Origin of the sequence: Acinetobacter sp. GFQ9D191M, from assembly GCF_011174875.1 — a bacterium.
In the GTDB taxonomy this organism is placed as follows: domain Bacteria; phylum Pseudomonadota; class Gammaproteobacteria; order Pseudomonadales; family Moraxellaceae; genus Acinetobacter.
In genome coordinates, this window is sequence record NZ_JAALGV010000128.1 from 1 (window position 1) to 21,213 (window position 21,213).

29 protein-coding genes and 2 pseudogenes are annotated in these 21,213 nt (G+C 37.9%); 9 read left to right on the forward strand and 22 right to left on the reverse strand.

What is annotated here, in order from left to right:
* Window positions 1-249: 249 nt before the first annotated feature.
* From G5T77_RS15755 to G5T77_RS15765, 3 genes are all read right to left on the reverse strand, one after another.
* Complete coding sequence (locus tag G5T77_RS15755; RefSeq protein ID WP_024160762.1) at window positions 250-780, reverse strand: hypothetical protein; 531 nt, start codon at window positions 778-780, stop codon at window positions 250-252.
* Window positions 781-980: 200 nt separating this feature from the next.
* Complete coding sequence (locus G5T77_RS15760; protein ID WP_227504915.1) at window positions 981-1,454, reverse strand: hypothetical protein; 474 nt, start codon at window positions 1,452-1,454, stop codon at window positions 981-983.
* 88 nt (window positions 1,455-1,542) lie between these two features.
* Window positions 1,543-1,977 carry a DUF6573 family protein gene (locus tag G5T77_RS15765; protein WP_005006045.1) on the reverse strand — a complete coding sequence of 145 codons (435 nt, stop codon included), beginning with the start codon at window positions 1,975-1,977 and terminating at the stop codon, window positions 1,543-1,545.
* 152 nt (window positions 1,978-2,129) lie between these two features.
* Between G5T77_RS15765 and G5T77_RS17395 the strand changes: the two are divergent.
* Both G5T77_RS17395 and G5T77_RS17490 read left to right on the forward strand, forming a co-directional pair.
* Window positions 2,130-2,306, forward strand: a pseudogene (locus G5T77_RS17395) (cold shock domain-containing protein); the annotation flags it as partial.
* A gap of 183 nt (window positions 2,307-2,489) precedes the next feature.
* Window positions 2,490-2,627, forward strand: a pseudogene (locus G5T77_RS17490) (excalibur calcium-binding domain-containing protein); the annotation flags it as partial.
* A gap of 69 nt (window positions 2,628-2,696) precedes the next feature.
* Here the strand turns inward: G5T77_RS17490 and G5T77_RS15775 are convergent.
* The 9 genes from G5T77_RS15775 to G5T77_RS15815 form a co-directional block, all read right to left on the reverse strand.
* Window positions 2,697-3,035 (reverse strand): hypothetical protein, encoded by a 339-nt coding sequence (locus G5T77_RS15775; RefSeq protein WP_024160759.1) that lies wholly within the window; start codon window positions 3,033-3,035, stop codon window positions 2,697-2,699.
* 157 nt (window positions 3,036-3,192) lie between these two features.
* A complete protein-coding gene (locus tag G5T77_RS15780) occupies window positions 3,193-4,290 on the reverse strand; it encodes a phosphohydrolase (RefSeq protein WP_125269093.1) in 1,098 nt (365 codons plus the stop codon).
* A 176-nt stretch (window positions 4,291-4,466) separates the two neighbouring features.
* Window positions 4,467-4,943: a hypothetical protein gene (locus G5T77_RS15785; protein WP_005006052.1), complete on the reverse strand. Its 477-nt coding sequence runs from the start codon at window positions 4,941-4,943 to the stop codon at window positions 4,467-4,469.
* 72 nt (window positions 4,944-5,015) lie between these two features.
* A complete protein-coding gene (locus tag G5T77_RS15790) occupies window positions 5,016-5,330 on the reverse strand; it encodes a hypothetical protein (RefSeq protein ID WP_044111919.1) in 315 nt (104 codons plus the stop codon).
* Window positions 5,331-5,342: 12 nt separating this feature from the next.
* Window positions 5,343-6,185: a hypothetical protein gene (locus G5T77_RS15795; RefSeq protein ID WP_077169165.1), complete on the reverse strand. Its 843-nt coding sequence runs from the start codon at window positions 6,183-6,185 to the stop codon at window positions 5,343-5,345.
* Window positions 6,186-6,436: 251 nt separating this feature from the next.
* Window positions 6,437-6,967 (reverse strand): hypothetical protein, encoded by a 531-nt coding sequence (locus G5T77_RS15800; protein WP_024160755.1) that lies wholly within the window; start codon window positions 6,965-6,967, stop codon window positions 6,437-6,439.
* Window positions 6,968-7,010: 43 nt separating this feature from the next.
* Window positions 7,011-7,574 (reverse strand): hypothetical protein, encoded by a 564-nt coding sequence (locus tag G5T77_RS15805; RefSeq protein ID WP_057694171.1) that lies wholly within the window; start codon window positions 7,572-7,574, stop codon window positions 7,011-7,013.
* Window positions 7,575-7,720: 146 nt separating this feature from the next.
* On the reverse strand, window positions 7,721-8,479 hold the full coding sequence (locus tag G5T77_RS15810) for a Fic family protein (protein WP_024160753.1): 759 nt from the start codon (window positions 8,477-8,479) through the stop codon (window positions 7,721-7,723).
* Between the two features lie 69 nt (window positions 8,480-8,548).
* The gene (locus G5T77_RS15815; protein WP_005006071.1) at window positions 8,549-8,761 is read right to left on the reverse strand and encodes a hypothetical protein; all 213 of its coding nucleotides are present in this window, start codon (window positions 8,759-8,761) and stop codon (window positions 8,549-8,551) included.
* A gap of 197 nt (window positions 8,762-8,958) precedes the next feature.
* On the opposite strand from G5T77_RS15815, the gene G5T77_RS15820 reads away from it, so the two are divergent.
* Complete coding sequence (locus G5T77_RS15820; protein WP_005006073.1) at window positions 8,959-9,414, forward strand: hypothetical protein; 456 nt, start codon at window positions 8,959-8,961, stop codon at window positions 9,412-9,414.
* 104 nt (window positions 9,415-9,518) lie between these two features.
* Here the strand turns inward: G5T77_RS15820 and G5T77_RS15825 are convergent, their stop codons facing one another.
* Window positions 9,519-10,055 carry a hypothetical protein gene (locus G5T77_RS15825; protein ID WP_005028527.1) on the reverse strand — a complete coding sequence of 179 codons (537 nt, stop codon included), beginning with the start codon at window positions 10,053-10,055 and terminating at the stop codon, window positions 9,519-9,521.
* Between the two features lie 358 nt (window positions 10,056-10,413).
* On the opposite strand from G5T77_RS15825, the gene G5T77_RS15830 reads away from it, so the two are divergent.
* On the forward strand, window positions 10,414-10,674 hold the full coding sequence (locus G5T77_RS15830; protein ID WP_035272626.1) for a hypothetical protein: 261 nt from the start codon (window positions 10,414-10,416) through the stop codon (window positions 10,672-10,674).
* Here the strand turns inward: G5T77_RS15830 and G5T77_RS15835 are convergent.
* The 5 genes from G5T77_RS15835 to G5T77_RS15855 all read right to left on the reverse strand — a co-directional run bounded on the left by G5T77_RS15835 (window position 10,666) and on the right by G5T77_RS15855 (window position 14,094).
* On the reverse strand, window positions 10,666-11,160 hold the full coding sequence (locus G5T77_RS15835) for a hypothetical protein (protein ID WP_227609673.1): 495 nt from the start codon (window positions 11,158-11,160) through the stop codon (window positions 10,666-10,668). The two genes, G5T77_RS15830 and G5T77_RS15835, sit on opposite strands and share 9 nt — an antisense overlap.
* A 93-nt stretch (window positions 11,161-11,253) precedes the next feature.
* Entirely contained in the window at window positions 11,254-11,679 is a 426-nt protein-coding gene (locus tag G5T77_RS15840) for a hypothetical protein (protein WP_166138533.1), read from the reverse strand.
* A gap of 41 nt (window positions 11,680-11,720) precedes the next feature.
* Complete coding sequence (locus tag G5T77_RS15845; protein ID WP_166138531.1) at window positions 11,721-12,614, reverse strand: hypothetical protein; 894 nt, start codon at window positions 12,612-12,614, stop codon at window positions 11,721-11,723.
* Entirely contained in the window at window positions 12,614-13,042 is a 429-nt protein-coding gene (locus tag G5T77_RS15850; RefSeq protein WP_024160746.1) for a hypothetical protein, read from the reverse strand. Before G5T77_RS15850 ends, G5T77_RS15845 begins: the two co-directional genes overlap by 1 nt.
* A gap of 227 nt (window positions 13,043-13,269) precedes the next feature.
* On the reverse strand, window positions 13,270-14,094 hold the full coding sequence (locus G5T77_RS15855; RefSeq protein WP_038350035.1) for a hypothetical protein: 825 nt from the start codon (window positions 14,092-14,094) through the stop codon (window positions 13,270-13,272).
* A gap of 186 nt (window positions 14,095-14,280) precedes the next feature.
* Here G5T77_RS15855 and G5T77_RS15860 point away from each other — a divergent pair, with 186 nt between their 5' ends.
* Window positions 14,281-14,607: an H-NS histone family protein gene (locus G5T77_RS15860; RefSeq protein WP_024160744.1), complete on the forward strand. Its 327-nt coding sequence runs from the start codon at window positions 14,281-14,283 to the stop codon at window positions 14,605-14,607.
* 79 nt (window positions 14,608-14,686) lie between these two features.
* On the opposite strand, the gene G5T77_RS15865 is transcribed toward G5T77_RS15860, so the two are convergent.
* On the reverse strand, window positions 14,687-14,956 hold the full coding sequence (locus G5T77_RS15865; RefSeq protein WP_038350036.1) for a hypothetical protein: 270 nt from the start codon (window positions 14,954-14,956) through the stop codon (window positions 14,687-14,689).
* On the reverse strand, window positions 14,956-15,300 hold the full coding sequence (locus G5T77_RS15870; protein ID WP_038350037.1) for a hypothetical protein: 345 nt from the start codon (window positions 15,298-15,300) through the stop codon (window positions 14,956-14,958). Before G5T77_RS15870 ends, G5T77_RS15865 begins: the two co-directional genes overlap by 1 nt.
* Window positions 15,301-15,460: 160 nt before the next feature.
* On the opposite strand from G5T77_RS15870, the gene G5T77_RS15875 reads away from it, so the two are divergent.
* Window positions 15,461-15,649 (forward strand): hypothetical protein, encoded by a 189-nt coding sequence (locus G5T77_RS15875; RefSeq protein ID WP_024160741.1) that lies wholly within the window; start codon window positions 15,461-15,463, stop codon window positions 15,647-15,649.
* Between the two features lie 142 nt (window positions 15,650-15,791).
* Here G5T77_RS15875 and G5T77_RS15880 read toward each other — a convergent pair whose 3' ends face one another.
* Window positions 15,792-16,805: a hypothetical protein gene (locus tag G5T77_RS15880; protein ID WP_233735364.1), complete on the reverse strand. Its 1,014-nt coding sequence runs from the start codon at window positions 16,803-16,805 to the stop codon at window positions 15,792-15,794.
* A 146-nt stretch (window positions 16,806-16,951) separates the two neighbouring features.
* On the reverse strand, window positions 16,952-17,596 hold the full coding sequence (locus G5T77_RS15885; protein ID WP_227504916.1) for a type I-E CRISPR-associated protein Cas6/Cse3/CasE: 645 nt from the start codon (window positions 17,594-17,596) through the stop codon (window positions 16,952-16,954).
* A gap of 262 nt (window positions 17,597-17,858) precedes the next feature.
* Here G5T77_RS15885 and G5T77_RS15890 point away from each other — a divergent pair, with 262 nt between their 5' ends.
* The 3 genes from G5T77_RS15890 to G5T77_RS15900 are packed head-to-tail and all read left to right on the forward strand — an operon-like array spanning window position 17,859 to window position 21,075.
* Window positions 17,859-19,043, forward strand: a complete 1,185-nt coding sequence (locus G5T77_RS15890) for a SprT-like domain-containing protein (protein WP_129717105.1) — start codon at window positions 17,859-17,861, stop codon at window positions 19,041-19,043.
* Window positions 19,040-19,408, forward strand: a complete 369-nt coding sequence (locus G5T77_RS15895) for a hypothetical protein (protein ID WP_044102302.1) — start codon at window positions 19,040-19,042, stop codon at window positions 19,406-19,408. Before G5T77_RS15890 ends, G5T77_RS15895 begins: the two co-directional genes overlap by 4 nt.
* Entirely contained in the window at window positions 19,408-21,075 is a 1,668-nt protein-coding gene (locus tag G5T77_RS15900; RefSeq protein WP_129717107.1) for a DEAD/DEAH box helicase, read from the forward strand. Before G5T77_RS15895 ends, G5T77_RS15900 begins: the two co-directional genes overlap by 1 nt.
* The last annotated feature ends 138 nt before the right edge of the window (window positions 21,076-21,213 follow it).

Genomic DNA, 21,213 nt, shown 5'->3' on the forward strand with positions numbered 1-21,213 from the left:
CAAACAAGTGGGACCACCTCTCTTTTCATATCTTCAACTCCAAGTTTTAAGCAATTGCTTAGGTATGAATTAATTATATTTGTGAAATATCCCTTAAAAACTTTTCTCAAATTACTTATGGAACTGGCAATGAAAAATTTCAATATTTTTTAATCAATTAAAAAACATCGTATACGTCATTAAATCTAATGGCATAAAAAAAAGAGGGTAGACCTTTATTGGATCTCCCTCTATTTGTTTAATGGTTTCTTATGACAGGTTGTTTTTAAAGTACTCAATCAGTCTTAAATAAACAGTGTTCGCCATAAAATGTGAGCTATGCAGCGCATTAAAATCTGCGACATCTTCAAAACATTCTGTCAGTAATGCACTGGCGAAACCTTTATTCCATGTATTGAACTTTTCCAGTTCTGCATCTGACAGCAAATCATATTGAATCATGTCATTAATGGCTTGGCGTTGTAAATTTATCGCCACATCCATGACTTCGCCCTCAATCAATGCATGAGAATCATCAGGACTGAATCTAAATGATTCGTGAGCGTCTGCGATGGCTTGAACCTGTAACGGTGCATTGACTTCAATGCAGTAGGCTTGTGACTTGTGTTGGTGAAATAAAATGACATCCAGTTCAATGTTAAAAATAAACTGCGGATCTGCTTTGGTTGCTACGCCAATCACATTGATGACGCAACTTGGTAAACCGTCATACGCTTGGGTGAAGCTTTGTAGCAAGTGGCGCACATTAGCAGTACCAGTATTAAATTTTTGTAGTTGCATTGTCGTATCTCCAAGTTTTAAGCAATGAGCTTTGATGTATTCATTATATCGGTGCATGTGGCCTGTATAACTTTTCAGTAAAAGTATTACGGCTGATAGGCTCATGGTTTCAAGTTATTTTTAATCAATTAAAAACACCGTTTACGGCCATCATCTTATGAAAGGAATAAGCTATGGGTGCTTATTCCTGGTGGGTGTGATTAGTGCGGTTCTACGTCATACGTGTTTTCATTTTCTTTAAGTCTGGCTTTTTCACGCTTCAGTCTTAAACGCTCCTGATGTTCCCTGTATAGGTTGGTGAGTTGACCGACTGGCAAATGTAGAAACTTTAGATCAATGTTTCTTACCCAACTATCAACAGCAAGCTTTTTGCTTTTTTTAACGTCTGGCACTTCGTAATGATCACGCTTGATTGCGCCTTTTACGGCATTTAACACGAGATCCGCGGTAGCTTCATTCCAGCACTTGAATAATTTAATGCCTTTAAACGCCTTATATTTTGCTGGTACTTTTTCACTGTACTTAAACAGCTCTCCAGTAGATGTCACGGCGATAAACCAGTCACAACGGACAAGCTTCATCGTTTCTATACGTTTTAATTCGTTTTTTTCTCTTTGTTGTTCTATTTCTTGCATATTTGCAAAGCCGAATAAGTCAGGGTTGTCAATTTTCATAGTCGCCATTTGAATTTTTTATACCTCTCAATGAACGTTCGGATCTCAAAAAAACCTAGCATTGTTTGGTCAATGCTAGGTGTTGTGTTTATTGGTCTTCAGGCATCATAAAAGTAATGATAGGCTCACCATTCACACCAGGCCCAACCGTAGCAATATTGGTGATTAAGGTGTCAGAAAAGGTATGCGGTGTATCTTGTAGAGCATATTTAAACTTAACGCTTTGGTCATTAAGTGCAACTGAACCACGAACGCTCATGTTCAACATATCAAAGATGGTATATCCCATTAAATCATTGATTTTTTCAGCATCAGCTTCCGTACCATTCGGAAAAATTGCTTTTGCAGCTGTCAGGTGCTTGTTATACAAGTTGCTTGTAATATAAACAGGGAACTTATAGAACTGTTTGCAATCTTTGGCATGTTCTTCTTTATCGCTAAGGCAAAGAATCACGCCCTCTTCTAAAGCGTCTTGTAAAGAAAAAACAGTGATGACTTCAGCACCAGCGAAAAAATTATTCATAATAGCTACTCCATGTTTTAAGCAATTGCTTTTGATGTTTTAATTATAATAAATCCATAAACCTTAAAACTATTTTTTAAAAAAAAGATAGTATTTATTTAGGTTTAACAAATATAATTAATATAGCTTTTAATATATATTTGGGGTTTTAGGTGGTACTAACAGGAACAATTAAAAAATATAATAATGAGCGTGGTTTTGGTTTTATATCTACGAGTAATTTTGGTGATGTATTTTTCCATATTAAGGATTTTCAGAAAGGCGAACAGCCAATAGTAGGTCGAGAGGTCTATTTCGAGGTAGTTAAAAAAGAAAATAAAAATAGGGCAATCCATGTTTACTATTCCGACCATGAACAAACGCATGACAAGCAAAAATCATTGCCACTATATCTATGGATAATTTTTATTAGCATAGCTATTGGGGTGGCATATCTAGGTAGCATTCAATTAAAGAAATATCTATATAAAGATAATCAAACTACAAATGCTATATATCAAAAGCCAGTAGCCTATAAGTGCGATGGTCGTAAGCATTGCTCTCAAATGCGATCTAAAGAAGAAGCTGATTGGTTTGTGAAAAACTGCCCAGATACCATGATGGATGGTGACGGCGATGGCGATGCTTGTGAAAATAATTCAAGGTGGTAGTTGTATAGTTTCAGACAATAAAAAATGAGCTATTAATACTTAATTAATAACTCATTCCTTAGGTTGATTTTAGATTTCTGCCAGTGTTTTACCGTCTTGTAATTCATTAATCTGCGCCAGTGTGACAGCTTGAGCGTCATATTCTTCTGTCACATACGATACAATTTCTTCTATTGAACATTCACCAACTACACCCCAAAGCACAAAATTGGTATGGGTTTTTTCATTCCAGATCTGCTCAACTTGTTCTAGATCCAGATGCCCAATACTCACAAAAAGGTCATAAGCCAATGCCCAATTTTCGTAACGGCTGACAGATTCATCAATGATAGGATCATCAGACATTAAATAGGTCATCATTGCCTTAGCTTTACAGAACTTTTGCATTGTTTCGTTTAAAGTTGTCATAAACATCATCTCATATTGATTGGTTTAAAATCATTTTATGCTGACAGGTGGTGTCAAAAACTTATTCAAAAACAAAATTATTCCAAACCATTTTTAATCAATTAAAAAACATCGCTTGCGGTTTTCATCCTAAAAAGGTGCCAAATGGCACCCTAATTTACAGCGATCCACAACCCTCCTTGTTGAATGCGCCTGGTGGAACCGTCCAGTTATCCGTGAACACTGGTAGGTAATAACTTTCAATTTTGGACTGTACCAGTGCTTCCATATCCTGAATGTCGAATGGCTCAATGCCATTGCTCAGACTGACGACATCGAGCTTTGAGCGACTGATCGTACAGTCAAACTTTTGTTCATAACCAGCGATCAGCTGAGCGCGTTCAGGGTAGTAGGTGCTGATGGTTGACCAGATTTTAGGACTGTTGAAGATACAGGTCATGCATGAGCTACGGCCCCAACCTAAGCGATATGGCACTGGTGGCGTAACCTTGTACTTCTCCAGTAACGCCCATACTTGCTCTTCAGTGAAGTGAAGCACGTTCTTCCACCAGTCAACGCGTCTTGCTTTCTTACCGCTTCTACGGTCGCATGGGTGCGGTTCTAGCTGGTTGTACTTACTGCGGTTTGGTGACTCTTCACGGCGTTCACCAGTGATAAAACAAATGTTCTTGCCGTCAAAGCGTTCTTGGTTGTTCAATGCTCTGCGTCCGACATCGATCTTTAACGCTGAAGAACACCAGCGCGTCATGAGGCTGGCTGCTTGTTGTGGGAACTTCAAGCGTGTGCCTGGTTTACTGCGGTTGTTGTCGCGTTCAAGCTTAATTAAGCCCTCTGGTGTTTCTACGAAGTGGGGTTTTGAGTAGCTGTTTTCTTTGAGCATTTCGCCAAGGAAACCGCCCTCGAGCCAACTGAAGTACAATGGTGTGTCGAATGCCTGAGCGAATGCTTTGGTATAGTTTTCCATGAACACCCAATCCATGAACGGCTGGTTTTCTTCATCAATTTTGTGGTGCCAAAGCTCAATTTTGCTTTTATCTACTCCAGCCTCCAGTAAGCGCAAATACGCTGCAATCGAATCCTTACCGCCACTTAAGCAGACAATAAAAATGTCATAGATACTTAGATCGATGTCTGGTGCTTCATGAAAAACATGCTCAGCCAGTTCTTTGTTTAGATCGGTACCAGACAGCAACTCCAGTTGCCCGGCTATTGTTGGGATGATGACTTGATCATCGTACTTATGCGCTGTATTCATTCGACTTACTCCAGATTTAAGGCTTTGTGCCTTGCTTGCTATGGATTAAGTATAGAGGGGTGTACCAGGGGAAAAACTTTTCTCAAAATTTAAAAATATTGAAAATATTTTAACCAATTAAAATCATCGTAAGCGGTTATAACGTCTAGCAAAACGGCATTGCGCCGTTTCGGTGGTTACTTATATTTTTGGATGATGCGTTCAATAAATCGAATCATTGTGTCCTTATCAATTTTGGCCTGGTCGTAATTGTCATAGCTAAACATCACCAAAGCATCTTCCTGAGTGATGCCAAAAAACTCACGTACTGCTTTCCACTGGTAAACGACTGGTACAGTGACAACAGGCGCATCTTTTAGCTCTTCATTGCTGAGTATTTTTTCATACATGAAGATTGGCCCAACAGAACCATGAAAATTGAAACCTAGATTTTGGAAATACTCGACAGACGTAGCCCAACCAATCAGGCATCCTACAATATTTTTATCTAACAATTCTTCAGTGGTGAAACCTGAAAAGAAATCGGTGTGTTGTTCTGTATGGCTTGCGTCATAATCACGCCAAATGTCGAAATCAAAGCTTTCATCAGGAATGACCTCGATCACTAGCTCAATCAGCTTTTCTAAACGCTCAACGGTCGTTGCTTTGTTCATATCTGCTCCAAGTTTTAGGCGGTGTGCCAAAAGGGGTAGCGGTACATACTGGCGCACGTACCGCTGTTGGACTTACAAATCCAGTTGAATTAAGAACAGTGGTAAAGGTGCATCACTGTCTTGTGTAATGAGCATAGGCAAGAAGAAACTAAATCCCTCAAAAAACACGCCCATGTCGTAATCATCTTGAAAATAAAAGGGCTGTGAAGTGATACTGACATTCTCAATAGCACTAATTAGTGCCTCGATGTTGGTATGTTTTGCTGTATCGATCACATACACACGAAACCCGGCTTCTGTGGTGTTCGGTATCTGTTGTACTTGCTGTGGCAAGTAAAAGCCAAGTTCGTTGATGGCACTGACGAGTTGCGGATTTTCAATTGTCATGGGTAGGTTTCCTTATTGAACTGCTTTTGCGTTATTTAAATTTTGCAATGCGATGTGCGTTAAACGTTGATTAATGATTTCGTCATACGGCGAAATGAAATCCTCTTGCCAGTTATGCATGAGATATTCGATCGGGTATGTTTCCAGATATTCTTCTAATGCTTCATTCGGCTTAGGAACGAAAGCTAATGGCTCTTTAATGTTGTAATTGCTGGCGATGTATTCCAGTGGATCACAATCACCTGGTACGTTGACCGTAGCAATAAACTCAAGATAAGCACCATCGGGGAAAAACTTATTGAAGCAATCAACCACAACAGATATTTCACGGACTTCATCATCATTTAAAGTGAACTCACGGACTTCTTTATCCAGTGCAACAATTGAGCTAGATAACAAATGGTCAAGGTCTTGTGGACGGATGTTTACACGATCAATAACATGGTTGATATGATCAATAATCTCGTCTTTGATTGGGTCTTCAAAAGCGTAGTTGCTCTCAAAAATAATATGATCGACATCTTCATAATTGAGTCCAAAAAACTCACGTACTGCTTCAGAACCGCGATAAACAACATTTGTTTTGAGTTCTTCATAAGTGAATGGTTCACCAGTATTCGCACGGAATGGTGCATAAAGGGGAACGCCGTCTAACATCATGAAGTTAAGTCTTTTAAATGTTTCATCAGCTGTCGCCCAACCTATGACGCAACAATTAGCATCACTATTTATAAGTTGAGCAAAAGTCATATTGTCGGTACCAGGGATCGTGCGCCATAAATCCAGATCAAAACGCTCATGTGGTACTTGCTTGATGATATTTTTTAAATGATTTAGCTTATCAAGTTGATTCATTACAGGACTCCAAGTTTTAAGCAATTGCTTTCGATAGAGCCATTTTATTTAAAAAATACTAATGAATAACTTTATTGGAATTGATTAACCGACCTAAAACACGTAATGGATATTTGAAATATTTTTAATCAATTAAAATCATCGTATACGTTTTAAGCCATGCTTAGACGGCGTATATACCGGTCTATTTTTCTAATGCAAAAAAAAGAGTACTTAAGTTCGGACTTAAATACTCTTAATGAGTTGGGGCATTATTTCCGATTGGCTAAGTTGAAAAATAGTGAATACATTGCATTCTTAAATAACCAAAAGGTGAGGGGATTATCCGCTTCATCTTTAGACTGGTGGCGAATGATATTCCAGTTGAAATACTTTTCTGAATAGCCCATGTGAGTGACATAAGCAAAATTACGAACGTCATTTTCTGAAACGTATTGGAATGCTTGTTTAAGCTCATTTTGGGCGTTTTGTTCGCCGTCATGGTCAAAAGCATCAGCTTCTAAGATAAGTTCGCGCATGCCGACCATAGCAAGGTATATGACTGCTTCAAAGTCATAGTTCATCATGCGTAGGAAGTGTTTTTTCAAAAAGGCTTCGTCAATGTGTTCAACTTCTTTGTAATTTTTAAGTGCGCTTAGACCATGCTCACCAAAGATATATTTAAGTACACGAAATTGAGCGCATAACGGCAAGTTTTCACCCTCCACATGTGAGCAAAGGGCGGTGTAGCGGTTCATGTCGATGACTGAGCTTAGAGATTGTTTTAAAGCGCCTAATAGCATTGTTATATCCTTTTTCGGGTTTTGTTTATTGTATGGTGTACGGTTAAGCAAGAAATGTGTTAACTAAATGAGTTGTGTCATGGTGTTGAGATAACTTTTCGGCATCCATGTCGTTATGTTCTTCATAGATAGTTTTTAAGGTTTTAATGGTTTCATGCATCAAGGTTTCATGATGCTCAGTATTGAATTTGAACTTGTGGCACTCTTTAGCAAGGGATACACGAACTTTGAATTTTTCTAAAAATTCGATGGTTTTATTGGTGGTGTCACTTTCACATCCAAAGTAACAAACATTATCAATATGCAATGCGGTTGTTTTCAGCATTAATGGATTTTTATCAAACACAAAATAAGCAAAAATGCAGCTTTCTCGACTGTTGTAAGTAATGTAAGACTTCTCAACATTAATTGCGTCCACTGATTTAAACCAAACAACGCCATCGTCATAGGTTTCAGCATGGCTTGAGAAAAGCATATAAATTAAGGTGTCGATAATTTCTGCGGTGCTGTTGCCGATAATTAAATGATTCAGACTTGAATCACTTCCGTTTGTAAATTGGTATTGAGCGACCACTTTATTTGCAAATTGATGTGCTGCGTTATTCATTATTCATCTCCAAGTTTCGGACAATATTTTCCTAAGGTTTTATTTTAATCTGAGTCACTTCATTAGAAATTTTTCTCAAAAAAAAAAGATTCTTTTTTCAAGAATCTTTTAATCAATTAAAAGCCATCGTATACGGATTAATCTAATTATCCGTAACTCGGTGAATCATCATCATTTGATTTATCCTGGTCATTTTCCTGTTCTTGCTCTTGTTCTTCCGTATTTTCAAGCTTCAGGACTAGATCGTATGGTTCAATGATACTGTCCATGACTTTTAAAAGGTAAGAGAGGTCTTGTTCCATCGGTTCTAGGTTTTCATAGTTTTCACCGACATAAAGCTCTTGATCTGTCAGTGAACGTTTAAACGCATAGTTCCAATCTGATACGGCGACCTTGCTATATACCATGGTGTAACCAGCATCATTCGCCAGCTGGTTCATCATCAGTTTTGCAGCGCGACCGTTACCCTCTTCAAAAGGGTGAGCTTCATTTAACTTGGCATAAAGCTGAGTGAACTCTTGCACAAACTGGTCTTTGTCCAAACCTTTCAGGTGGTCTTTTTCTTTAACCGCCTGTGAGAACTTATTCAGTTCATCAGGGATCAGGTTTTTATCTAGGAAATGACCGATTTCATAATTACCGTTCGGGTCGATCGCACGTTTAGAAATGTCGTCCAGACGCACTTCTCCAGCCCAATCGTAAATATGCTCAAAGATTTTTTCATGGATTTTAGAGAGGTGGTCGAGATCGTAATTGCCACGTAACGGCGAAATTTCCATTTTCGCTATTCGATGTTCCGTGATTTCTTTTTCCAGTGCCTTTTTATAGTCGCCTTGCGCTTGGCAACTGGTAGGTTGAGATAAGATGTCTTTCGCATCTAAATAAAACTCAAGTTTATCGTCCATATTGTTCTACTTATGAGTGATTGGGTTTGGTAATCCGCTGTAAGCTAGATTAGGTTGTATTCGCGATGATTAGGCTTTGTTTTTAAGTGCATTCCATTTCTTCATCAATGCAGCTTCTTCCTCGTCAAATGTTGTTTGACCAGTTGCTAAGCGCTCCATACGTGCGTTTGATGATGCTTCACATGCTTTAACAATGTGAGGGGAGAACTCTTGAGCTACATTGCCTTGAGCAGAACGGTATGCAGCACGTACACGGTCTTCGTATTTTACTTCTTCAGACATATCGGTTTCCTGTATCAACAATCTGTAAATTACAATAATTGTAACCCCAAACAAGGGGGCGATTCTTGCTAAATTGCGTATAAACAATCTTATTGGTATATACCGATTAACAAAATCAAATAAGATTAAAATTCCAAAAAAATCAAATATCGTATATTAAGTATATAATTTAAGTATATACAGGAAAGTCGTTAAACATGAACGTATTCAAAACACTAAAACTATCTGCAGTTGCAATAATCTCAGTGTCTATGTCGTGCGCTGTTTTAGCTAATAGTTCTTTAAATAACCTGAATACAAACAGCTTAAAATCTGCTGTTGCGCTTTCTCCTACTGCTGAAAACAAACGTAAAGTTGAGCGTTTACTTAACACTAAAACACCGTACCAGATTGAAACTGGTGCGGTACTTAAAAAAGTGAAGTATTCAAAACACTTTAATATGAACGTTCAGATGTCTAGCAAAACTGCAGATAAATACTCTTCTGATGAAACTGACTCTTTAAACCGCTTTGTGAATGAAAAGATTCATCCGTTTTATTGCTCTGTATTCGCCAATGCTCCAGTTAAACCAGATCTGTATGTAGACATCGTGGACAATCAGGGTAAATCATTCTTTGGAAGTGCTGAGCGTTATTCAGATACTTGCCAATAGTTTTAAGGGCTAAATATTACATAGATCTGTTAACGCCGTTTTAGGCAAAAACAAATAGACCGCTTAATTGCGGTCTATTTGTTTTTATACTGACACCTAAAACCTTATGGAAAGGTCTTAGGTAGCACCGCTGTATAGCCTACGATCTTGCGTATTTTGATCTGCATATCAAGATGCAACGGCTGTACTGTCAAACGATTGAAGTAAGACTTAATCTCGCGCATCCACGCATGGAAACGATCATCGCAATGACGCATAAGCTTCTTAAGGTGATTGCGGTCAGCTTCTTGTAAGAAACTGAGTTCGCTGTCGATTGACCAAAGATCAATATCCTGATCATCTATACATAACAAGTACTGCGTATCAACGACCAATGAAGATACCAACTTGCCTTGGTCTTGCTTGTAGATCAGCTCAAAATTAACTTGTGCATCTAAAGCGCCGTTGATGTTTTCGATTTGAATGTCACGGCGTAAACGTACTGGTAGCTCCAGCAGTACAGTATTCTTATTTGACTGGTAATAATCAGCACGGACTTGGCTATCCCATGCAATATTTTCTAACATAAAATTTTGAAAAGAGGTGAGAGAATCTTCTTGTAGACCGACAACTTTTGTTTTAGATAAGATTTCAAAGTTCATATAATTTCTCCAAATGGTAAGCATTGAGCTCATACATTCATTATATTTCACTGTACATTTTTAAAACTTTTTTCAAAAAATATAGATTGTTTTAATGCTGTCCACTTTTACATTACATAGACAAGGGCAAAAAATCTAATTAAACTGACCTTGAATAAGAAATGCGTTCAAGTGTTTTGTGTTTTTTTATTCACCTTTCAATTTTAAAGAGCCAGGCGTTTTGCGTCTGGTTCTTTGCTTTCTGGTATATACCAAGCACATTTTGGTAATGTGCATTGACCAATCTCAATCATAAAGTTTCAGTTTTAAACCTTATTTATCGCTACGATTAAGCCAGTTGCTAGATGGGCTTTAAGATATGAATGCATCAAGTACAATAGCTTTAATGGCTGTATCTATTGGTTTTCCAGTGGTATTAAACTTTGACTTTGCTTTTACTTATTTAATTGGTTTTACCTTATTCGCCTGCACGATCGGTTTAATGTTTATGATTGTGTTTTTTGTTTATAACAGTGCTGTGACGGAAAAGATTAGCGCAATAATTAAAAGGATGTTCTTTTTTGCTGGTTATTGCGCTTGTGTATTAGGTGCGGTTTTCCTTACAAGATGTCTAGTTTAGTACGTTAATGTTTAATGCATATTTGCTAAATAAGTAATACCCAAACATACAGATCGCTAATGTAATTACCGTCACTTTACGCGTTGAGTTCACAACTTCAGCACTGTCTTTCTTGCTATTAAAAATACCAACTTTGATCAACTTAAACACTGAGTCTAAAAGGGTGATTGCAAACCACGTTCCTAAAAAGTAAATTGCCATGGTCAAATATTCCTGTTTGTGCAACACATACTTATATAAATAGACCTGTGTAGTGACCACAATTAATGAAAATGAAGCGCCATAGTGCAAGGTTTTGACGGCATTGCGATGTTGTTTTTCATTGTTGATGTTAATCGCTGCGTTGATAAAACAAAAAATTGCCAATTGTCCAATGATGATGACAATCCCCATTGCAAATAATTGGATGTTAAGACCATAAGCCTTTTTCACTAAAATTACGGCGCTTGCAAACGCAAGGAACATTAAATATATGAGATATGGCATGATTTTCTTGGTATGAAGCGATGATATTGGATGATTCTAGGCTAAGGTTCAAAAAAAAAGAAGTATGCTGGTCGCAACATACTTCCGATCTGATCAGGCTTCTACGTTCTGATTGATATAGTTTTTGTAGGCTAACTTCACTTCACTTAAAAGGGCTTCTTTCAAAACACCTTTGTCTTTTATCGTTGGATTGTGCATACCAAGTGACGCACGGCGCTGTTGAGTGGTGTTTTTATTGGCATCTGTTACCCAAACTGAGTCGATATAATCATCAACTAAAGCATGCAATTCGTTTGGTTTTACTGCATTGTCTAAATTGGAAAGTATAGCCTTATTGTTTACGATCGCTAAACTTTCATCATATTCTCGATAGCTTGTACGTAAAGTATTCTTAAAATGAAGCAATTGATCTTCAATTTTTAATTTACCGCCATCAAGCTCGATGTCGATTACAAATGTCGTGATTTTAGATGATAGACCTAAAACACCAACTGATTTAACGCGAACAATAGTATCCATAACAACTCCAAGGTTTTGAGCAATGAGCTCAAGTAAAACGGTTAAACTTTTGTGAGATCTGCTTCAATATCTATCAGCAATTCTTTTACTGCTTTCATGTGTGGCAATAAAGTATAGGTGTTCATTTCGCTATTAAATGCACCAGCTTCAAGTTGTACACCAGCAATAAACGGCTCATTGATTAAGTTGTTGCCAATGAGATGACTTAAGCAAGCCTGTACCAGTTCGTTATTTTCTTCAGACTTAACCAGTAGGGGATACAAAACCACGAGTATTGGTAAATCACAAAACTCCATGTTGTTTGCATCAAGTAGCTGTTTAAGTGCATCCTTAATATCTTCGTTGAGAACCAACAGTTCTAAACCTTTTTTCATGTCTTTATAGGCGTTATCAATGGTCACTTCGGAAAAGTAAAACCAATCGCGCTGGTCATCGAGCATGAAGCTATCTAATGCAGCGATTTTCTGTAAGATCTGCAATTGTTCAGGGTTGAACGTGCGAATCGCTGTTCCATTGATTTTATGCTGTAACAACAGCTTTAACGCCTTTTGCGCTTGATCGTTTAACTGCTGTACTTCTTGATTGAAGAAACTGCATAACTGATTCGACAGATCTACAAAGATAGAATTGTCATAGCAATCAGGTACCACGTTTTGAGTGGATAGCAACATAAAGCCATTTTCTGACAGCTCAGGATTCATATAGATACAAAGATTATGATCTTCGGTCAGCTCTGCAAAACCTTTTAAAGTGGTATATGCAATTTCATGATTAGGCAATTCAATGCCAGCATGGATATTAATGTGAAAGCTTGGGCTTTGGTCGCCGTGGTCTTGATCTGCAGTACTGATCATAGATAACAGGGTTTCCAAAAGCGCCGTATTCTTACGAATAGGCGCCATAGCTTCATTAATTAAGATAAAGCTACTATTCATTAAAGTGCCTCCAAGAATAGTGAGCCCACAATATCAGTATTGAGTGGGTTAATTTCAATGAATTCGACTAGCTCCAGCGCTTTATCAAGTGTGAGTTCCTTAGCGCGGAAATCAAAAAGTGTATCCACGCCAACGCCATCAATCACACCATATGAAGACATCAACTCTTCCAATTCAGGGATATTTTGATAATTTTCTTCAGCCAAGTTTTCCAAGGTCAAAAGGGCATTATCTACATGTGATTTGAACATGTGAGCAAGGAAGAAAGCTAAACGGTGCTCATGAGGTGCTCGAATGAAGAAATACTCACTATGCTCGTCATCGTTAGAATCCTGGCGTGACGCTTTAACCAAGAACAAAGGTAAATTGTCAGTACTGCCGTAAACTTCGTTAAAATCGATCGGGCAAAAATTAGGGTTTAAATTCATGAGCTTTCTCCAAGTTTTAAGCTATTTGCTTGATTTGGTTTCATTATATTAAGAATATGAACGGATAAAGTTTTTTTAAAAAATACTTATTTAAGCATCCAGAAAGAATTAATAATGACGAGCGCCATTGCAGCGCTAAAAATTCAAAACCTTTTTTAATCAATTAAAAAAACATCGTTTACGTTTTTAAGCGCAACTTTAAGAGATTTCTCTCTTAAAGGCTTGGTTTATTCAAAAGTGTTGGTGTATAAGTCGGTCTTAATAAGATTAAACACATACTCGCATTCAACAACGAGATTTGCATATTCATCATCAAAACATTGTTCATCTTCAAGCATAATTTCAAGATTTAAAGGCTCAATCACTGAATAAGGGTTTTTGACGCCAGTTTCTTTGTAATTTGAAATAATGACCTGAATAGCTCCAGATGCGAAGTCACCCTCAAGCGTATGGCTAAAGTAGAAACGGTTTCTTGTATCGCTGTGAGTGCTGTCGATAGGTTCTAAAGCTGTACCAAACTTGTAGGTAGTCAGCAACTCTATAACGTCTTGAGCAAATGTCGAGTTTAAAGGGGCATCACTTTTTAGGTTGAATGCAATGTCTTTAAACTGCTTCAAGATTTCTTGCTCTTTAGACTCGTTAAAGTTTTTGAAATATTCGTCAAACTTATGCTCACCATGATTCGACAAAAGTTTATGGTGGTAGTTGTATTCGTCTACCACGGTCAACAGGTCAAGTTTTTGCAATAATTCAAACTCGTCTTTTGTAATTTCTTTAAAACCTAAAACGTAAAAAGAATCACCGCTGATTTCCCAAGAGTCATAGCGAGTTTTAAAATCATGTTCTTCTAATAAGGTTTCAATGTCTTCAAGTTCTTCACTCTCATAGCTTGAATACTTAAACAGGGTGTAATTAACCAATGCCATTAAAGCTGGCACTTCTGAAATTTTCTTAGAGGCATATAAGCCGATATTAAAATCACAAATACGGATACCAATTGGTAGTGCTGATGTTTCGTTAATCGCAAGATTCATCATGAGATACTTGTGCATATTAATTTACCTAACAGGTTGAATGTATTTTTAGATTAATGGATTTAAAGTGGGAATAACTTATGCTTAAAAATTAGAATAGCCATGGAATAAGTCGAATATTTTAATCAATTAAAAGTACCGTATGCGGTTGTAAACAAAACGCACTGGTGTATATTTGATATATCCAAATTTTCGAGATTAGTTATGGAAGTTGAAAACCTAAGTAAAGACCAGTTAGAAGACCTAATTAAAAAGGCACAAAACCAAATTGTTGTAGTAGAGAATAAGAAACTTGATGACGGTTATCTCAAAATGTTTGAGATCGCAAAAGAATTAGGCTTAACTATTCTTGAATTAAATGAGCACGGCGAAAATCGTAAATTAAATAAAAAGCCAGTGGTTAAAGCAGATCCTAAATATCGCAACCCGAATAACCACAAAGAAGTGTGGGCCGGTCGTGGTAAACGTCCATCCTGGTTAAATCGTGAGATTGAATCTGGTAAAACATTAGAAAGTTTTCTTATCGTATAAATATTAAAAGGGCTTAAATGATTTAAGCCCTTTTTTTAAATGCCATTGTCAGTGTTGTTTAGAGCAGGTGCGCGATTACTTAACAAAGTTCAGCTTTGATGTGTTCTAACACATCATCTTCAACACCCTCATTAGAAAATGCTTCAATGAATTCATTCAGGTTTTCATTGCTTAATGGCAAACTTCCGTATTGATCTACTGCAATCATTTGTGAGTTATGCACCAGATATTCAATACTGCAGTCAACAGAACAAAAGGTTTCTTGAATTACATCATTCACCTGATGGCCAGACTTTTTATCGTTAGTATCAATATCACTATTACAGTGAGGGCAAGTAAATAATCCCATTACGCAACTCCTTTCTCAATTAAGCTAATTACACCGTGTTCTAATTGATCATCAAACCAGTGCCAGATAATGAAGCGGTCTGTACCTTTGCCCCATAGATGAAAGTCTTCTTCGATTTCATCATCATTGTTTATCGGGGTGTTGCCAAACTCTTCCCATAATGTTTTATGGGTTTTGCCTTGCAAGCTTAATACGCCATTTTCAGAATTTGCTTCAAACCAATCTAGGATCTGATAGCGATATGTACCTTTATTCCAGATATGGAATTCGCATGGTAAGGAATTAGATTCATCAAATTGAATCTGCTGTAATTCACTCCATAACTGGTCTATTGATTTAGCCATGCTTTATAACTCCTTGCTTAATAATTCAATTTTAATAAATAAAAGCGCTCAAAAACTTTTCTTAAAAAACATATAAAATCTGCTAATAATTCCTTTTGGAAAAATACTATCTAAGCAAAACTATTGTTATTATCGAGTGAGCTTATTAAGAGGTTTAAGCATGAATCTAGATAAATACGTTAAAACAGATATAGACGATGGCAATGGTCACATTTGGCTTAAATTTACGAATGATTCAGGTAATGATACTTTTGCTTGTAGTCAATGTGGCTATTTGAGACGGGTAGATAGTAATAATCGCCCACTAAACAAAAAGTGTGTTGGTAAAGTGAAAATCACGCTGCGTTAAAATTGAGATTTACAAAAACAAAATAAGAGCCAACATAGGGCTCTTTCTTATTTCATGGGGCTTTTACTGGCTTTACGGAATCAGTGTTGGAATCCAATATTTTTTAGACTACCCAACCATTGCGTAATTAATAACTTATTCCTTAGAGCCCTTTTTCTTTAGGCACACCGCCAACAATCTGAAATGGTATCCAATGGTTAACCCATTTTTCTTTGGTACCACGTTTGCCCAACCAGTAAAAGTTCCAGTGAGGAACCCGTGGATGTGGTTTTTTGGTACCTTTGTAGTTGCCAGACTTTAGATCTTCATCGCGCTTTAGGATCGCTTCATTGATCTTTTTATTTGTTTCGGTACCAACAATAGTCGGCTTGTACTTATTGGCCTCAAATAAACGCAATTCACGCTTAATCAGCTCTAATTTAGGCCTGGCTTGTGTTGTTTCTGGTGTTAATGGTCTGAGATCTGGTTCTTTTTGGCTGAACCATAGAATCAAATTGATTAGCTTCTTCTGCAGTTCCATGAACGTGTTAATTTCTTGTTCATCTGGCAAGTTCTTTTCATCAAAAAACGTATCAATGAAATCGGTCATGCAGTCCTCAACAGTTGATTCAAAATCATCATCATCAGGGAAGTGCATGGTAATGGTTTTTGCTAAGCCAGTATCGGTATATACCGTGGTAAATAGCACCTTGCGATCGTTCAACGTGTTTTTCGCAAAAATAACACCGACCACTTGTTCATTTTGCACGTAGAGATTGGCATTGTCGGTTTGAACGTAGATCGCAATATCAGGTAGGTTTAATAGGAAACCGGGGATACTGCGGTTGTACTCGGTCTTTACAAGCATTTGAATGACTTGATCTTCAAACCGATAAATATTTTTGGTTAGGCTCCATGAGCCAAGAGTAATGATTTCACCAATGTTGCAAGGTAGCTGATTGATAAATGAGAGTGGGATTTCTTGGCCAGTGGCTTGAACACCCATAATGGTACTGGTGCGTTTCATTCGTTCACGCCAGATAGGATCTCGACAATCTAGTGCAGCATATGTCCATTCATCACCACTGATTAGGCATTCGTGCAGATCTTTACTGTTTTGTCGTGCGATCGCATAAGCTTCTACACTTTTCATTAAGCCATTGAGGTTAAGCTTCACATGTTCTAATCGCGCTGTGATGACTTTAAGTGGTATTCCTATCTTTGGATCTAAATCTTTATTTCTCATGTTGAGCAACCAGGATCTACATCAGATCAATATCTGAAAAAATTTCGTTGAAAAAAGGACTTTAAAAGTCCTTTCGATTAGGCGTGAGCACTATTATTACAAGGCGGTGTAAACAAAGTACCATCTAAGCGGATCATTCCAAAGCCGTAGGTTTTATCACGACCAATACCATTGAGCCATGCTGTTTTAAATAGCTCTAAATCACCAACAGTCGCACTAAATGAAATATCTATGGTCTGGACTGGAATATTCAAAATGCTGAGCTGTGGTCCACATTGTTGCTCAATTATAGTGACATCCAATAGACCTTTGCTACTAAGAGCGTTTTTGGTGAATTCGGCTGCTTCATCTCCAGTTAGATTTTTACGCTTCTTACCTGAATTGCCTTTGGGTTTTTCGCCGTGGACCGAAATGTATTCTTCAATTTCTTGGCGGTTAAAGCTACATTCACGGTTAAGAGGAACCATGATTTTTCCAGTGATTTGCTGACCGTGCGAAATTTCAATGTATTCTTTGGCCATTGGGATTTTGACGTCCGATACGCACGTTCTTAAATAGATGTGCTTGCCATCTGTAAAAAATATGACTTTTGCGGAACAGAATGTCTCGACCTTATTTCGTTTAAACATTTCTCTAAAAATGTACTTGAACAAGTTCTTTTCATTTTCAGGATGTGTAAGGGCAAAACAATTGGCTGTTAGTTTTATGTTATTCAGACTCATTTCGATATCCAGTTTTCTATAAACAGCATTATTAAGAACCTGTGTGGAAGTAAAGCGTAACACTCATATTATGAAAACCAACCACAATTTATTAAACCTACACTTTAATGATACTTATTTTTTGTGTTGTAATTTTTTTTTAAAAAAATATATGCTTTGCTGATTATTTTAAACTATTGACTGTATTTTAAGCTGTGCGTAAACTTTAAACGTTGTTTTGTACAATCCACACCTAGTTTGATCCTGTTTGGACGACTGAAAAATGAACATAAAGAATAGAACTACGTTGCAGTTTTATGAAGAACTGCAGTTGGTGTATGACCGTTTCAATGAAAGGCTATTCAAAAATGAATTACCAGATTGTTTGATTACGCTTCAACGTATCAACAAAAATACCGGTTATTGGTCTGAGAATAGATTTGCTTCGACAGAAGATGATACGGCGTATACGCACGAACTGGCCCTTAACCCTGATTACTTTGGCACCCAACCATTGCTTAACATTTTTAAATGCTATGCACATGAGATGTGTCATATGAAACAAAGCATTTTTGGTGAGCCATCTAAACGCTCATATCACAATGCTGAGTTTGCGGCATTTATGCTTGAGATCGGTTTGATTATGACTGATGACGGCACAAAAGAAGGTCGCACGACAGGCGAGAAGATGACCGAAATCGTTGTACCTGATGGCTTGTTTATTCAAGTGTGCAATGAGCTAGTCGATGAAGGGCGTATCATCAAATGGTATGACAAGTACGCACCCAAAACGATTTCAAGTCTAGAAATGATTCAAGAGCAAGTGCAGTTGTTGGAGTCCATTCCGACTGCTTCTCCAAAGCTATTTCATATTGCCTTACTTGGCAATGAAATCAATTCAGCTTTGAAATCACCTAAAAAAGAGAAGCCAGTTGCCGAACCGTCAAAAGCACAAGATTCCCTCACTGGATATGCCATCCCAACAAGTGATGAAGAAGAGGAACCGACTCCCACTACAATGAATCCCTTTGATGTAGCGATCGGACTAATCGACATATCAAATACCGGTGCAAACCTTGGCGGTTATTATCCAACGGCTTTTGATGAAGATCCGTTAGATGATGACGACAAACCAATACCAGAACCTAAGGTTGTTAAACTTTATAAGGGTGAACAACCAAACGGCGATGATAACGAGTTTATTGTACTCAAAGAAACTATGATCGGTGGAACACTCTATCAAGAGCTTGGTTTAGCCAATTTTGAAGAGCCTGAGCCTGAGCCTAAGAAACAGACTAGGGCATCTTTTGCGTGTCCTGAGTGTGGCCGTGGTGCAACGTGTAGTCCTACTTTTAGATTATCGTGTACTGAATGTGAAGTTGAACTGGTACCATCAAAATCCATTGATAAAAACCAGGTGAAGAAAAACAAAAAGGCTGCTAAAGCTGACCAAGGGGATGCAGAATGAAAACGATTGAAGAGCTTGGAATTCTGTTTTCTTCACACAAATACCGTTTTTATAACGAAAAAGACTTACAATTCGCGATTGAGCAAATGTTTATTGCCAATGAGATTCCGTATGAACGTGAGGTTCGTCTATCAAATAAAGACATCATTGATTTTACTGTTGAGCTTGATGTCGGCAAGGTGGGTGTTGAATTAAAAATAGATGGTGCACGTAACGCATTATTGCGTCAGATCAATCGCTATTTAAGCCATGACAGCATAAAAGCGCTCTATGTGGTTGGTACACCGTATTGGGTGAATAACATTCCAATCCAACTGAACAATAAATTTATTTACCGCCATCGTATTTTAGTGGGGGTCTTCTAATGTCTAAATCTTACGGCACCATTTCTCGTCAAGAAAAAAACTGGCACATTGAATGTGAACCACATGTTAAAACACGACTTAAGCGTGTATTCCCACAAGTCAGCCAACATGCATCAAAATTTATTGAGTTAAGCGATACGCCGTCTAATTGTCACGACCTACTTTGGTTTATTGAACGTTATCCAATGCATGTTGATGATCTTAAATACATGAAAGCGCAATCTAAGGCTTATGTGTCGCTAAAAGAAGATATTTTGGATGTGATGGACTATAAACGTCCGATCAAAACATTTGATCTTGCCGTGCCTCCATATGAGTATCAAAGAGCAGCTGCAGATCTACTACTTAATGTTAAAGGTTTGCTCTTGGGGGATGATTTGGGCCTTGGCAAAACAGCGAGTGGAATATGTCCGATGATTCTACCTGAATCGCTCCCGGCGCTTTTTGTGACAATGACACATCTTCCAATGCAAATTAAGAATGAAATTGAACGCTTTGCTCCGCACCTAAAATGTCACATCCTAAAGAAAGCATCGCCTTATCCATTGCACAAAGAGGGTGAAGCAGCACCCGATGTCATTATCACCAGTTATTCAAAGTTGAACGGTTGGGCTGAATATCTTGCCGGAAAGATTAAGTACGTAGTGTTTGACGAGATCCAAGAGTTACGGACTGGCTATACATCGCAAAAGTATTCCGCTGCTAAACTCATTAGTGACCAAGCTGAATTACGCCTCGGTCTATCAGCTACACCGATTTATAACTACGGTGATGAATTCTACAACATCATTGAAATATTGCGTCCAGATAGCTTAGGTACCGCTACTGAATTCGCTCGTGAGTGGTGTTCACAAGAAAAACGTATTAATGATCCTAAAGCGTTTGGGATGTTTTTACGTGATGAAGGTCTAATGTTGCGCCGTACTCGAGCAGATGTAAATCGAGAGTTACCGCCAGTACAAATCATCCCTCAATATGTCGAAAGCGATCCTAAAGTACTGGATCAAATTAAGGGCAAGGCAATGGAACTGGCAAAAGTAATTTTAAGCTCTACTCAGGAATTCCAAGGGCAAAAGCTTCGTGCGACAGAAGAATTCAATATTATGATGCGCCAAGCAACAGGTATCGCCAAAGCGCCGTATGTCGCTGAGTTCGTGCGTATGCTTGTTGAGTCTGGTGAATCAGTCATGCTTTATGGTTGGCATCGAGATGTGTACAACATTTGGCTAGAACGCTTGGCTGAATTCAATCCTGTTATGTATACAGGCACGGAAGGACCTGCAGCTAAGGAACGTTCTAAACAAGCATTCTTGAATGATGAAAGCAAAGTCTTCATTAGTTCATTACGTTCATCTGCCGGGCTTGATGGCTTGCAGTACCACTCAAAATGCAAAACATTTGTGTTTGGTGAGTTGGATTGGTCGCCTGGTGTTCATGATCAATGTATTGGTCGCTTAGACCGTGACGGTCAAATCAAACAGATCTCGGCATATTACTTGTTGGCTGATTCGGGTTCAGATCCAATTATTTCTGATGTCTTAGGCATCAAAAAAGGCCAGTTGGAAGGAGTTAAAAACCCGAATGGCGAATTATTTGAACATTTAATTACGGACGGTGGCGGTATCAAGCGCTTAGCCGAACACATACTGAATAAGAAAGTAGCTTAAGAGAAACTTTATGACTGAACTTTACCTAGCTTGTTTTAGACATAATGTCGGCTCAAATATTGGGTGGCCTGGTTTTAACGGAAAGGGCTATACAACGAATGTTGATCAAGCGCACGTTGTGATTTGACAACACAAACG